Source organism: Paraburkholderia phenazinium (assembly GCF_900141745.1).
GTDB classification, from domain to species: Bacteria; Pseudomonadota; Gammaproteobacteria; order Burkholderiales; family Burkholderiaceae; genus Paraburkholderia; species Paraburkholderia phenazinium_B.
In genome coordinates, this window is the sequence record NZ_FSRM01000002.1 from 1,006,765 (window position 1) to 1,019,759 (window position 12,995).

11 protein-coding genes are annotated in these 12,995 nt (G+C 60.3%); 4 read left to right on the forward strand and 7 right to left on the reverse strand.

Translation table 11 applies throughout. The features are described from left to right. Nucleotides 1-137 precede the first annotated feature (137 nt). Nucleotides 138-1,025 carry an isocitrate lyase/PEP mutase family protein gene (locus BUS06_RS24605; RefSeq protein WP_074267023.1) on the reverse strand — a complete coding sequence of 296 codons (888 nt, stop codon included), beginning with the start codon at nt 1,023-1,025 and terminating at the stop codon, nt 138-140. A gap of 55 nt (nt 1,026-1,080) precedes the next feature. Then, the gene (locus BUS06_RS24610; protein WP_074267024.1) at nt 1,081-2,403 is read right to left on the reverse strand and encodes an MFS transporter; all 1,323 of its coding nucleotides are present in this window, start codon (nt 2,401-2,403) and stop codon (nt 1,081-1,083) included. A gap of 504 nt (nt 2,404-2,907) precedes the next feature. Here BUS06_RS24610 and BUS06_RS24615 point away from each other — a divergent pair. The 3 genes from BUS06_RS24615 (at nt 2,908) to BUS06_RS24625 (ending at nt 7,336) form a co-directional block, all read left to right on the forward strand. Then, nucleotides 2,908-5,505, forward strand: coding sequence for a DNA-binding protein (locus BUS06_RS24615; RefSeq protein WP_074267025.1), 2,598 nt, complete (start codon nt 2,908-2,910; stop codon nt 5,503-5,505). Nucleotides 5,506-5,744: 239 nt separating this feature from the next. After that, nucleotides 5,745-6,806 carry a catalase family peroxidase gene (locus tag BUS06_RS24620; protein WP_074267026.1) on the forward strand — a complete coding sequence of 354 codons (1,062 nt, stop codon included), beginning with the start codon at nt 5,745-5,747 and terminating at the stop codon, nt 6,804-6,806. Then, nucleotides 6,803-7,336 (forward strand): cytochrome b, encoded by a 534-nt coding sequence (locus BUS06_RS24625; RefSeq protein WP_074267027.1) that lies wholly within the window; start codon nt 6,803-6,805, stop codon nt 7,334-7,336. Before BUS06_RS24620 ends, BUS06_RS24625 begins: the two co-directional genes overlap by 4 nt. Before the next feature lie 25 nt (nt 7,337-7,361). On the opposite strand, the gene BUS06_RS24630 is transcribed toward BUS06_RS24625, so the two are convergent. From BUS06_RS24630 to BUS06_RS24640, 3 genes are all read right to left on the reverse strand, one after another. Continuing rightward, entirely contained in the window at nt 7,362-8,153 is a 792-nt protein-coding gene (locus tag BUS06_RS24630) for an SDR family oxidoreductase (RefSeq protein WP_074267028.1), read from the reverse strand. 76 nt (nt 8,154-8,229) lie between these two features. Then, complete coding sequence (locus tag BUS06_RS24635) at nt 8,230-9,573, reverse strand: MFS transporter (RefSeq protein ID WP_074267029.1); 1,344 nt, start codon at nt 9,571-9,573, stop codon at nt 8,230-8,232. Nucleotides 9,574-9,691: 118 nt separating this feature from the next. Continuing rightward, a complete protein-coding gene (locus BUS06_RS24640; RefSeq protein ID WP_074267030.1) occupies nt 9,692-10,624 on the reverse strand; it encodes a 3,5-dioxohexanoate:acetyl-CoA acetone transferase in 933 nt (310 codons plus the stop codon). Between the two features lie 136 nt (nt 10,625-10,760). Between BUS06_RS24640 and BUS06_RS24645 the strand changes: the two genes are divergently transcribed. Continuing rightward, nucleotides 10,761-11,786 (forward strand): AraC family transcriptional regulator, encoded by a 1,026-nt coding sequence (locus BUS06_RS24645; RefSeq protein WP_074267031.1) that lies wholly within the window; start codon nt 10,761-10,763, stop codon nt 11,784-11,786. Nucleotides 11,787-11,831: 45 nt separating this feature from the next. Here BUS06_RS24645 and BUS06_RS24650 read toward each other — a convergent pair whose 3' ends face one another. Beyond that, the gene (locus BUS06_RS24650; RefSeq protein WP_074267032.1) at nt 11,832-12,347 is read right to left on the reverse strand and encodes a P-loop nucleotide/nucleoside kinase family protein; all 516 of its coding nucleotides are present in this window, start codon (nt 12,345-12,347) and stop codon (nt 11,832-11,834) included. A 44-nt stretch (nt 12,348-12,391) separates the two neighbouring features. Continuing rightward, a complete protein-coding gene (locus BUS06_RS24655) occupies nt 12,392-12,934 on the reverse strand; it encodes a GNAT family N-acetyltransferase (RefSeq protein ID WP_074267033.1) in 543 nt (180 codons plus the stop codon). Between the last annotated feature and the right edge of the window lie 61 nt (nt 12,935-12,995).

Genomic DNA, 12,995 nt, shown 5'->3' on the forward strand with positions numbered 1-12,995 from the left:
CAACCCGTCTGCTGAGGCGCACCAACAACGCGTTCATTGACACAGGTCTGGAGGATCGCTCGCGAACCTGCATGGAGAATATTGCACTGTGGTCTCTGCCGACCAGCTGCTAAACGACGCGGCTTAGGCGTGCACGGTCAGTCGTTATCTGCGGCGTATTGTTTGTCGAGGCGATCGAAGAGCGGCTTGTCGACCAGGCGCTGGCGCTCGTTGAACGGAGCCAACAAGGTCGGGTCTTCGTCGAGCTTGCCTTCGTCGCGCAGCACGGCAAGTGCTTTTTGCATGCCGAGCACCGCGCTCTGCAACGCTGCATTCGCATACAGCACGATGCCGAACCCCAGCTCCGCGAGTGCGCTCTGCGGCATGACCGGGGTTTTGCCACCCACCACGATGTTGATCAGCTGCGGCGTGCTCAACAGGGTCGGCAGGCGTTTGATTTCGTCGAAGGTCTCGACCGCCTCGACAAACAGAATGTCCGCACCCGCCTCGGCAAAACGATGCGCGCGTTCGATGGCCGCCTCGAAGCCATGAACAGCGCATGCATCGGTGCGCGCAACGATCTGGAAATTCGCATCTTCACGCGCGTCGACAGCGGCGTGTAGTTTGCCGACCATCTCGCTCGTCGAAATCACGGCCTTGCCTGCGAAATGGCCGCATTTCTTGGGGCTGACCTGATCTTCGAGCTGGATCGCGTCGGCGCCGGCCCGCTCGAGCGTCCGCACCGTTTGACGCACGTTGAGCGCGTTGCCAAAGCCAGTGTCCGCATCGACGACGAGCGGCAGATCCACGGCGTCGCGAATCCGCGAGGTGTGTTCCGCAATGTCACTCAGGCCGATAAAGCCGAGGTCGGGCAAGCCGAACGACATGTTCGTGACGCCCGCGCCGGTGATATAGAGCGCGCTGAAACCGGCATCCGCGACGACGCGTGCGCTCATCGCATTGAAGGCGCCGGGCATGAGCAGGGCGCGGCGTTGCTGGACGGCCTCGCGAAAGGCGGCGCGCCGCGCCGCGGATGATTGTGACATGGCTGATCTCCCGGAAGATGGAGAATGAGTATGCAGGATTTACGCCGATCCGGCATCAGGCAGCGGGTTCGATCCCCTCATCGATAATCGGCCGGCGGGCCATGAACCAATAGAACAGCGCCGCACAGCCGGCAATGATGCCGCCCGAGATGAAGGCTAGGGCATACGAACCGGTGCGGTCGACGATAAACCCGGCCACGACCGGTGAAAAAGCCCCGCCAAAGTAACCACCGAAGTTCTGGATTGCGCTCACCGACGCGACCATCGACGACGGTGCGATATCGGCTGCGAGGGCCCATGCCGAGCCAACCACGGCAGACACGAAGGCGAGACCGACGGTAAACAACGTCAGCGTCACGTTGAGGGAGTGAGTGAAGGGCAACGCGACCGCGCACACGGCGGCGCCTGTCGCGCAGCAGGCAATCAGCAACCGCTTGGCATCGATCGGCGCCGCGAGATGGCGATCGACGATTTTCTTCGCCAGATAGCCGACCGCGATCTCGCCGACCGCGCCGCCGGCCCATGGGATGCCCGCATACACGCCCAGTTGTGCGAACGAGATGTGAAAGCGATCGAGCAGATACAGCGGTAAAAACACCAGAAAGATGTTCCAGAGCCAGATGGTGCAGAAGTAGCCGAGGATCATCCCCCAGACGCTGCGGCGCGTGAACAGCGAACGCCACTTGACTGACGACGTCGTCAGCGAGCGTTCATGACCGCCGCCACCCGCTTCGATGTAGGCGCGTTCTTCGTTCGAGAGACGCCGGCTGTCCACCGGGTTGCGATACAGCATCAGGAACAACAGGGCAAACGCGATGCCGAACGCGCCTGTCACGTGGAACAGCGAGCGCCAGCCGAATGCGATCATCAGCGCGACGAGCATGGCCGGCGCAAGCGCCGGTCCCCACTTTGACGACGAATCCCACACGCCGGTCGCAAAGCCGCGCTCCTTGGCCGGAAACCATGCCGCGGTGATTTTCGCGGAGGTCGGCCAACACGGTGCTTCGCCGACGGCAAGCAAGGCGCGCATGACCAGCAAGCCGGACATCGAACCTACTACACCCGTTAGCCACGTCGCGACGCTCCACCAGATCATGCCGAGCGCGTACGCGCGCTTCGCGCCGAAGCGGTCGATCACCCAGCCTGCGGGCAATTGCATCACCGCATACGTCCACGCGAACACGCTTCCGAGCAGGCCGATCTGCGTGCGTGTCAGGCCGAGTTCGTGAATCATGCCGGGCGCGGCGATCGACAGGCTCGCGCGGTCCATGTAGTTGATGATGCCGCCGATTAGCAGCCAGATCACGACATGCCAACGGTAGTTGAGGCGGGTGGTTCCTGCAGCAGCAGCGGATACGGGAATGCTGGGTTCGTCCAAAGCTTGTCTCCGTTCGCATGGCCTTTGGCGGCCATTCATTGTCGTTACCGGCGTCTGTTCCGGCATTGTGCAACGCGAGGTGGATTCGCGTGCGCAAAGCGACCAGTGTACGGACGGAAACCGGCTGGCTCCAATCAGCAAACCGTATGGGCCGATACCGTTTGCGTTATCGGCCCCCGGTCCTTGGTCCCGCTCACGCGACTTGGTCGCTTTCGGACAAGAAATGCGTGATCTGGCGGGCGGGAATGGCTAGGGAAAAGACTTTGTAGGTTGGCGGGTATGCCTATAAAGTATGCCCGTCGGCCCTTCGACAGGGCCGCTGGCTGGCACAGGCGGACGAAAAGCCACCAGGCAATCAGGTGAAAAGAAGAAGGGAATTCGTAAGGTTTTCGGCCTTTGAGGCAAACTCACGGCAAACGTTATTTCCTTTCATCGGATACGTCGTTGATCGTAGTAACGTATCGGATTATCTTTCGCCCGCTTACATCGATTTTTGAGGCGCTTATGTCCACGGACGCAGACACAATCACCGATGAACAGGTTGCAGCAATCGCGGACCGCATGGTCGAAGAAGGCAAGCGGGTCTCCCCGGTAACGATCTGGTCGGAGGTTCGCGGAGGATCGCTGGTTGCGATCGTCGCGGCTTTGCAACGCTGGCGCGAAGCGCGCGAGGACAAAACCCTTGAACTGCAACTGCAGACCGGCTTGCCGGGCAGCCTCGCTGAAACCGTGATGAGCGCCGCCGCCCGGATCTGGACCGCATCCCAGGAGACGGCAGAGCAGGCGTTTAACCAGCGCCTGACGGTAATGGGCCAGCATCTGGATTCTGCCTTCGCGGATCGGGACGAGGCGCACGCTGAGTACCAAAAGATGTTCGAAGAAGTCGAGGCGCAGCGCGAGCGGCTTGGTGCCCTGACGAATGCGCTGAGCGCTGCGGAACAGACCGCCGCACAACTGGGTTCGGAACTCGCGGCGGCGACGAGTCGCGCCGAGGCGGCTGAGGCGCGCGTCGAAGAACTCGCACAGCGTGTGTCGATTGACGAGGCCAGCCTGGAAGCGACGAAAATATCGCTCGACGAGGAGCGCGCAGCGCGCGAGGAATTGGCCTCAGTTGTCGCCAACAAGACCGATGAGATAGTGCAGATCAGCCAGGAGCGTGATTCCGCGCGCCAGGAAGTTGCGACGTTGGGTGAGACCTGTCAGGCGAAATCGCAGGAAGCGGAAAGGTGGTCGCAGGAGTCGAGCGAGGCCACAGCGCGCGCCGAGTCGGCTGAGGCGCGTATAGCGGAGCTGGTGCAGCAGGCATCGGTGGACACGGCGAATCTCGAAGCCACGAAGGCGTCGCTCGACGAGGAACGCAAGGCGTGCGAAGACCTGGTGGCGGTTGTCTCCAGCAAGAGCGACGACATAGCGAGGCTCACTCAGGAACGCGATGACGCACGGCAGGAGATCGCGGCTTTGAGCGCCACGTGCCAGGCGAAGTCGGACGAAGTGGACCGGCTGTCAGCGGAATCGAGCGCGGCTTCGTGGCGCGCGCAAGCTGCCGAGGCGCGTATCGAGGAACTTGTGCAGCGGGCGTCGGTGGAAGAGGCGAATCTGGAACTCACCCGGACTTCGCTTGAAGAAGAACGCAAGGCACGCGAAGCTTTGGCGGCGGCTCTCGCAAGCAAGAGCGATGAGGTCTTGCAAACTGCTCAGGAGCGCGATGCTGCGCGGCAGGAAGCTGCCACGCTGACCAATGCCTGTCAGGCGAAGTCAGACGAAGTGAACCGGCTGCTAAACGAGTCAAGCTCACTGGCATGGCGTGCGCAAACCGCGGAAACGCGTATCGAAGAGCTCATGCAGCGCGCGTCGGTGGAAGAGGCCAGCCTTGCCGCTACACAGACGACACTTGAAGAAGAGCGCAGGGCGCGTGAAGAGTTGGCCGCGGTTGTCTCGGGCAAGAACGACGAAATAGCGCGGATTAGTCAGGAATACGATGCACAGCGGCAGGAGGTCGCGACGTTGCGCGACACGTGTCAAACGCAGTCATCCGAACTGAACCGGTTGCTGCAGGAGTCAGGCTCGCTCACGTCGCGCGCCCAGGCAGCCGAGGCTCGCGTGGAGGAACTTGTCCAGCGTGTGTCGGTGGAAGAGAGAAATCTGGAAGCCACCAAGGCCTCGCTCGAAGATGAACGCAGAACACATGACGAATTGACTGCGGTTATTGCCAGCAAAAACGATGAAATAGCGCGGATCACTCAGGAGTACGAGTCAGCACGGCAGGAGGTCGCAACGCTAAGCGCCGCTTCTCAGGCGAAGTATGACGAAGCGAACCGGCTGTCTGATGAACTCAGTGCGACCTCTTCTCGCGTTGACGCCGCCACCTCGCAGGCGAACGAGAGCTTCGCGCGACTCGCCGCGCTGGAGATGGAACTGAACGAGGCGCGGGCGGCACTGGCGGCGGAACGCGAAAACGCTGCGGCGCGAATCGATGGGGCATCGGCTCAGATCGACGAATTGCGGCGCATCACCGATGAACTCGACGAGACCCGCAAGCAGGTCAGCGCGTTGAGCGAAGCGAAAACGGCAACTAGCGCGGAACTGGACCGGCTTTCGCAGGACGCCTCTGCCGCGCGGGAGCGCGCCGAGGCGGCCGAACGGCATGCCGCGGAACTGGAGCAGCGTCTTGCGGAGCAGGCCGATGCTGCCGCCAGAGACGATCAACCTGGGCGGCCAACCGGTGCGCCATCGGACGGCACGGAGAGCGCGGACGAAGTTGGCGCGTTGCAACGCCAGATATCGGCCCAGGCCAAAGCCCACGCAAAGGCGCTCAGCGAACTGCGCACTAATGCCGAACAATGGGTGGCGCACGCGAAGGAGCTTCGACAACGGCTTGGCCAGGCTAGCGAGAAGATCTTGTTCATCGATGCACGCAGCACCGGAGAAGTTGCGCTGGTACGGCGGCTCTCGTCGGAACTGGAACGGCTCAAGCCGGATCACGAGTTGATCGCACGGGATGCGCAGCAACGGCTGATCGGCGCGACGATGGCCCAGCAACTTGCGCAGAAGGGCTACCGGTATGACCCGAGTACGGCGGTCATGTCGAAGGTGGAAGGCTGAGGGACGGGCCCATGCTGTCAACGCAGGTTGACGCAAGGTCGGGAATTTTGTCCATACTATGCGGATGTCTTCGCGGGGACGCTAGTCTTAGGGGTGTCTGTTAGCCGGGCCGGCCGCTCATGGCGGGTTCGCGGACTGCGGCACCCGCACGCCAACGTGGCGCGGTCCACAGATCAATGGCACTATTGTCGCCGCACTGCTAGATTTCTACTCAGCCGAATCACTGTTCGGAGAGATCGATGGCCGACCGACCGACTTCCAACGCGTCCACGGCGCGTTCGCTGGTCCTGATTGCAGTCGTGGTGGTCGTGCTGGTCGCGGCCTTCGCCTTTACGGCCGGTTGGCTATCGCCAGACCGCCTGACGCCGGCCAGGATCGTCAACGCCCTGGCGCCACCGGGCGGCGCGGCGCTCGGCTTCCGGCGCAATCATGCCAAGGGCATCTGTTTTACCGGCACTTTCGAATCGAATGGCACGGCCGCGGCGCTTTCCAAGGCGCCGATGCTCGCGGCCGGCTCATTCCCTGTCACCGGGCGTTTCAATCTGGCTACAGCGGACCCCAAGGCGCCAGACGCCACGGTGCGGGTGCGCGGCCTCAGTCTGCGCATCGTCGCACCGGATGGTAGCGAATGGCGCACCGCCATGATCGACGCGCCTTTCTTCGCGGTCTCCACGCCGCAGGCCTTCTACGGTCTGCTAAAGGCTTCGGCCGACAAGAGCGATCCGGATGCCATGAAGAACTTTATCGCCGCGAACCCGGAGTTCGGCAATTTCGTCGCGTGGGCCGGCAGCGCGCCATGGACGGGTTCTTTTGCGCAAGAGCGTTACAACAGCCTCAATAGCTTCATCTTCACCAATGAGGCGGGACAGGACCAGGCCGTGCGCTGGTCCTTTGTGCCCGCGGCGCAACCCGAGGCTGTGTCCCCTGACCAGTTGAAGGCGCGTGGCGATGACTTCCTCGACACGGATATCACGCAGCGGGTGCACAGCGCGCCGCAACGATGGACGCTTGTCATCACCGTGGCCAATCCTGGCGATCCGACCGCCGACCCCACCAAGGCCTGGCCGGAGGATCGACGCAAGGTGGAAGCGGGCACGCTGGTGGTGAGCGCCATCGAGCCCGAACCTGACGGGCCGTGTCGCGATCTCAACTTTGACCCCACCGTCCTGCCGCCAGGCATGCACGTGTCGGACGATCCGTTTCCGGCCGCCCGCTCAGCAGCCTATGCCGTCTCGTTCGACCGGCGGACCGCTGAGGATAAGGACTATCCGCACACCCCAGCGGCAGGAGCCACGCCATGAATCCGATCCATGATCGCTTCACACCGTTGCAGCGCGCGCTTCACTGGCTCATGGCAATCTGCATTCTGGCGATGCTGTTTATCGGTGTCGGGATGGTGTCGACTGTCCGCCCCGACTATCTCTCGCTGGTATCCATCCACAAGCCGCTGGGTATCGTGATTCTCGTGCTGGCGCTGGTTCGTCTCGTGGTCAGGTTGGCGTATGGCGCCCCGCCGCTGCCGGCCTCGATGCCGGAACCGATGAAACTCGCCGCGCGCCTTTCGCATCTCGCGTTCTATCTGCTGATGATCGGGCTGCCGTTGATCGGATGGGGCATGTTATCGGCCGCGGATTATCCCGTCGTGGTCTTCGGGGTACGTCTGCCATCGATCCTGCCGCATAGCAACGGCTTGCACACACTGCTCTGGAACGCGCACAGGGCCCTCGCGCTGTGTTTCTTTGCGCTGATCGTTCTGCATCTGGCAGCGGCGCTGTTGCACGCGCTGGTTAGACGTGACGGTGTCTTTGAGGCGATGGCGCGCTGGCGGTGAGGCGTCTATCGAGGGCGATCAGGCGTCAAAGATACTCGACGTTCCCGTCGACGCTGATTGCCTGACCCGAGATGTTGCGGCCAGCGGGCGACGCCAGGAAGAGCGTCAATGCGGCGATGTCCTGGACTGTCACCATGCGTCTAAGCGAGATCTTCTCGAGGTATTCGCCTTTCATCGTGTCGAAGCTGACGCCGAGAGCATCCGCACGCGCGGAGATGACGCGATTCATGCGTTCCCCTTCGACGACGCCTGGCAGGATCGCATTGACGCGCACGTTGTTCGGCCCAAGTTCGATTGCCAAAGATTTAACCAGGCCGACGATGGCCCATTTGGTCGACGCATAAGGCGTGCGATACGGATAGCCCAGTCGTCCCGCCACCGAAGACATCGCGATGATGCATGGGTCCGACGACGTTTTCTTTAGCACCGGCACCGCTTTCCTGAGGAAATAGTACTGGCTGTTGAGGTTCGTCGTGATGGTGCGGTCCCATTGGTCCGCGTCCATGTCTTCCACGGCCCCGGTCGGTCCGGCGATTCCCGCGTTGTTGATGAGGATGTCCAGGCCGCCGAGTTTGGCGTGTGCGTCGTCGACGATCCGGTCCACCTGTTCACGGTCTGCAACGTCAGCAACGCCTACATGGAGTTGCGGATTGTCGGTTTTCGCCTTGTCGACGGCTGCGGGGTCGATGTCGCAAATGTAGACGTTGGAACCCACTTCCAGAAACGCCTGCGCGATCGCAGCGCCGATGCCAGTCGCTGCGCCCGAAATCAATACGCGAAGTCCGGGGGATGGTTTGAGAAGGTCAGCTGTCCTCATACATTTCCTTGATGGTGAGCGTTGATCATCGGGGTAACGCGCATCGCTTCAACGCGATGCGATGCGGGTCCCAGGCTCATTGTTCTACATTCAACAGGGGTTCGCTCAGACTGGCCGTACGCCCTTCGGACTGGATCGCTTTTGCCAACATTGGCACGATGATAAGTCCCAGAACCGACGCGCCGACGATCACCGAAAAGCCTGACGCACTTTTCCCGGATGCGCTTTCCGCCAGTCCGAAAAGATACGGACCTACGAATCCGCCAGTCAATCCGAGGGTGTTGATAAAGGCCAATCCTGCGGCGGCCTGAATGCCGTGCAGCCGTTTCATCGAAATCGCCCAGTACAAAGGCAACACGCCGCCTGCGAAGAAAGCTGTCGCGACGAAGAGGGCAAGTTGCACCGGCAGCCAGTCCGACGAGATGAACAGGATCGCGCTGACAATCAGGCCGGCGGTCAAAACGGCGAGATAGATACAATCATGGGTCACCCGGCGATGAATGCGCGGCAGTATCAGGACACCAAGCAGAAAGCCGATGCCGACACTGCTCGACAGCACCCCAATCATTAACGGAGACTTCACGTGCATCTGCTGGATCATCGCCGGAGTGAAGAAGACGAGACCGACAAACGCCACCTGATTCAGGAAATAGATTAGTCCGGTTAGCACGGTAGCGGGGCTTTTCAACGCTGCGACCCAATCGTCCGAAAAGATGCTGGCGTGTGCGGCATCCGGAATTGCGCGTGCCTCGAGAATTCGCGCTTCGTCATTCGACAACCAGCGCGCGTCCGACGGTTTCTCCGGCAGCTTGAACCACAGAATCACGCCGACGACGATCGTAGGGAGTCCTTCGAGTAGAAATAGCCACTGCCATCCGTGCAGGCCGGCGAAGCCGTCCATCTGCATGAAGGCGCCGCCCACCGGATTGCCTATTACCAGTGCAAGAGCAGGCGCGACGTAAATCCACCCCACAGCCACCGAACGGTCTTTCGGCGCGAACCACAGCGTCACCATGTACATCAGCGCGGGAAACAGACCCGCTTCGGCGACACCGAGCAACACGCGGATCGTATAGAACGACCATTCGCCCTGCACGAACATCATCGCAGCGGACAGTGCGCCCCATGTGACCGCAATTCGCGCGATCCAGCGGCGCGGCCCGACTCGGTGAGCTGCAAGATTGCTTGGCACTTCGAGCAGTGCATATCCGATGAAGAAAATGCCTGCACCCAGCCCATATGCGGCGGCACTGATGCCCAGATCGGCAGCGAGCCGCGCCTTCGCTAGCGACACGTTCGTGCGATCGAGGTACGACATGAAATAGATCGCGCACATGAGCGGGATCAGCCGCAACATCGCCTTATGCGTCGCGACGCGGTGTAATTCGCTACTGCTGCCACCCATTGTTGGGGTTGCCATGATGTCTCCTCCGGGGATGATTGTTCATCGTTGTTTTTGTTAGCTCTGAACGGCCGGCATGATCTCCGACGCCGGCACACTGCTACATTCAACTACTGCTACTGCTAAAAGGCCGCGCTCAAAAGTTGACCTTGTCAGCGCCTTTCAGACCAAGCATTTGTCGCGCTTCTGCCGGTGTAGCGATCTCGAAGGAAAGCTCTTCGAGAATGCGTCGAATCTTGCGCACCTGCTGAGCATTAGTTTCGGCTTTCACGCCCTTCGAAAGAAAGACGCTATCTTCCAGGCCGACCCGGACGTTTCCACCCATGATCGCGCCCATCGTCACGAAAGCCATTTGATGGCGGCCTGCGCCGAGAATTGAAAACTGGTAGTTTTCGCGCCCGAAAAGACGGTCTGCTGTGGCGCGCATGACCGTCATGTTTTCCGGCTCGGCGCCGATTCCACCGAGAATCCCGAACACCGACTGAATGAAAAGCGGTGGTTTGACCAGACCCTGATCGACGAAATGCGCGAGGTTGTACAGGTGACCGACGTCGTAACATTCGAACTCGAAACGCGTGCCGTGCTCGCCCAGTTCGAGCAGGATGCTTTTGATGTCCTTGAAGGTATTGCGGAAGATCGTGTCTTCCATCCCTTCGACGTAGTCCTTCTCCCAGTCGTACCGCCACGACGAGATTCTCGCGGCGATCGGGTGAATCGAGAAGTTCATCGAGCCCATGTTCAACGAGCACATCTCCGGCTTGGCGAGTCGCGGATAGGCGAGCCGGTCCGCGAGTGTCATCTTGGTGCTGCCGCCGGTCGTGATGTTGATAACCGCATCGGTCGCTTCGACAATTGCCGGCACGAATTGCCTGAACACATCGGGCGATGGCGTCGGACGGCCATCGACGGGGTCGCGCGCGTGCAGATGGAGAATTGCGGCGCCGGCCTCGGCAGCCTCGATCGATTGAGATGCAATCTGCGATGGCGTCAACGGCAGGTATTCGGACATTGACGGCGTGTGCGTTGCACCGGTAATCGCGCATGAAATGATGACTTTGCGATTGAGCAAGCGTGTCTCCAGAATCGTTGGCTGGCCAATCGATGGAGTGGCCTGTTGTGATATCGATACTAGTGGGATACGATTGCGCCCGTAAGGTCATTTTCGGACAGCTGGATGTGGTTGCAGGACATTCTGAGGTGAAGCGGTGTCATCGAAACTGCCGTTACTGAACGAGCGCATCTACGCGCCTTACAAGATCGCCGCGCTGGTCGAAGTGCTCAGTGAGCAGGGCATTGCGCCCGAACAGAGCCTGAAAGACAGCGGTGTCGACGCCGACAAGATTTACGACGCCTCGGCGTTGACCTCGGTCCGGCAATACGTTGCTGTCTGCAGAAATGCGATCTTGCTGGGGTGCAGTTCCGCGACGCCGTTTATCACCGGGTCGCGATTGCACCTGTCCGCTTACGGGATGTACGGCTATGCGCTGATGTCCTGCCTTTCCCTGCGTGACTATTTCCGGCTTGGCGTGAAGTACCACCGGCTTGCGACACCTACGCTTACCATCGAATGGACCGAGTATGCCGACGAGGGCATCTGGACGTTTCCCGATGCGTTTATCTCCACGCCCTCACGCGAGCTGGGTCAGTTCCTGATCGAGCAACAGTTCACGCAGCACGTGACCCATTTACAGGACGTTGCCGGTCACACCTGCCCACCGACCAAGGCATGCTTTGCGTATCCGGCGCCCGCGCACGCGGACATCTATTCGGAGTACCTGGGTTGTCCGTGCTACTTCGATCAACCGCAATGCGAGCTTCATTACGACAGTGGCATCCTTGAACAAAAGCCTCAGCTAGCGCATCGGCTAACGGCGACGCTATTGCAGGAAACGTGTGACAGGTTGATTGGCCAGGCGAAGACTTCGGTGGGTGTTTCGGGTGAGGTCTATCAGGTGTTGATGCGTAAGCCCGGCGAGTTTCCGAGCATGGAAATCGTCGCGGATGCGTTGAAGATGACCAGCCGGACCTTGCGGCGGCGTCTCGAAGCTGAGGGCACTTCGTTTGTGGCGATTGTTGATGACGTACGTTGCTCGCTCGCGACCGAGTATCTGAAGACGACCAGTATGAGCACCGACGATATCGCGATGTTGCTCGGGTTCAGCGACCCTGCGAATTTTCGGCGGGCGCTGAAACGGTGGACGGGGAAGGGGCCGGGGGAGTTGCGTCGATAGGTCTTGCGTGATCGAAAATGCGAATCTATTAGTGCGACGAGGAATTTAAATTTTCTGAGGCGGCGTCGACAGACGACTGACGATGGTCTCGACAGCCTGCTCAATCGAAACGTTAGCCGTGTCGACTACGAGATGTTCCGATTCCCATGGATCGTATTGACGTTCAAGTACGTTTTTCCATGTCGGCAGCTTGTGACCGGGAATATCGGCGTTTCGTCCCTCGACTCTTTGACGGTGCGTCGCGGCATCCGAACAAATTACCTCAATCTCGAAGATCGGCACATCTGCCTCGAGCGCAACGTTTCTCCATGCGCTACGCGTAATATGCAACGAGTTGACCGAGTCTGCGACGACAGTCAGGCCGAGGCGTAGATTGTCGGCCGCGACCGCATATGCCGCGAGATAGCCGGCAGGTCCAATATCCGCGCCGGCGTCCCCGGATGCGATAAGTGCCTGTTCCAAGGTATCAATGCGTAGATATACCGCGGCGAGTTTGCGGGCGAGCGCTTGCGCGATCGTCGTCTTTCCGGTTCCCGGCAGACCTCCGAAAGCAATCAACATTGCGATGTTCCCTGTGAGTTAGTGCGAGGCGGCTAGGTGTCTGATCACGAATAAGTTTGCAACCAATGCGCACGCGAAATCGAAAAGGCGCACACAGTGTCCGGCGTGTGTGTGGCATCGTTCTCCGCGATCGGTTGCAGGCCGAGCTTGATGAGTGTATTGAGGCTACGTTGGTTCCAAACTGCGGCACCTGCCCAAACGTCTTTTATCGCCAGGACGGTGAACGCGTAGCGAATGACGGCCGCCGCTGTTTCGAAGGCAAGGCCTGCGCCCCAATAGGAAGGGTGCAGCCAGAACGCCAGATTCCAGCTTTCGGATTGGTCTTTTTGCACGAGCGATATTTGGCCGATGCAACGCTCTCCAGTCTGGAGGTCGATCGAGAATATATAAGCTCGCCCACTCGCCGACATCGCAAGGACCGACTCCAACCAGCTCTTCAATCTTCCTTGCCGAAGCAAGCCAGCAAGTGGAAGTTCGTGGGGAAACTCAGGCGCGCCAATCCCCACAAGCAGTGCGTCGTAATCGTAAGATGTAGCCGGCCTGAGTGAACAACGATCGGTCGGGATGACGAGAGTAGTGTTCTCCATTTTTTCGGGCGAGTATTGACTTGCGGTGAATGACCAAGACGTCGCAGGCCTTGGGCTCACA

Coding starts and splice junctions, on each gene's coding strand:
- BUS06_RS24605 (WP_074267023.1), bottom strand. CDS start 1,025: ATGTCACAATCATCCGCGGCGCGGCGCGCCGCCTTTCGCGAGGCCGTC.
- BUS06_RS24615 (WP_074267025.1), top strand. CDS start 2,908: ATGTCCACGGACGCAGACACAATCACCGATGAACAGGTTGCAGCAATC.
- BUS06_RS24620 (WP_074267026.1), top strand. CDS start 5,745: ATGGCCGACCGACCGACTTCCAACGCGTCCACGGCGCGTTCGCTGGTC.
- BUS06_RS24625 (WP_074267027.1), top strand. CDS start 6,803: ATGAATCCGATCCATGATCGCTTCACACCGTTGCAGCGCGCGCTTCAC.
- BUS06_RS24630 (WP_074267028.1), bottom strand. CDS start 8,153: ATGAGGACAGCTGACCTTCTCAAACCATCCCCCGGACTTCGCGTATTG.
- BUS06_RS24635 (WP_074267029.1), bottom strand. CDS start 9,573: ATGGCAACCCCAACAATGGGTGGCAGCAGTAGCGAATTACACCGCGTC.
- BUS06_RS24650 (WP_074267032.1), bottom strand. CDS start 12,347: ATGTTGATTGCTTTCGGAGGTCTGCCGGGAACCGGAAAGACGACGATC.
- BUS06_RS24655 (WP_074267033.1), bottom strand. CDS start 12,934: ATGGAGAACACTACTCTCGTCATCCCGACCGATCGTTGTTCACTCAGG.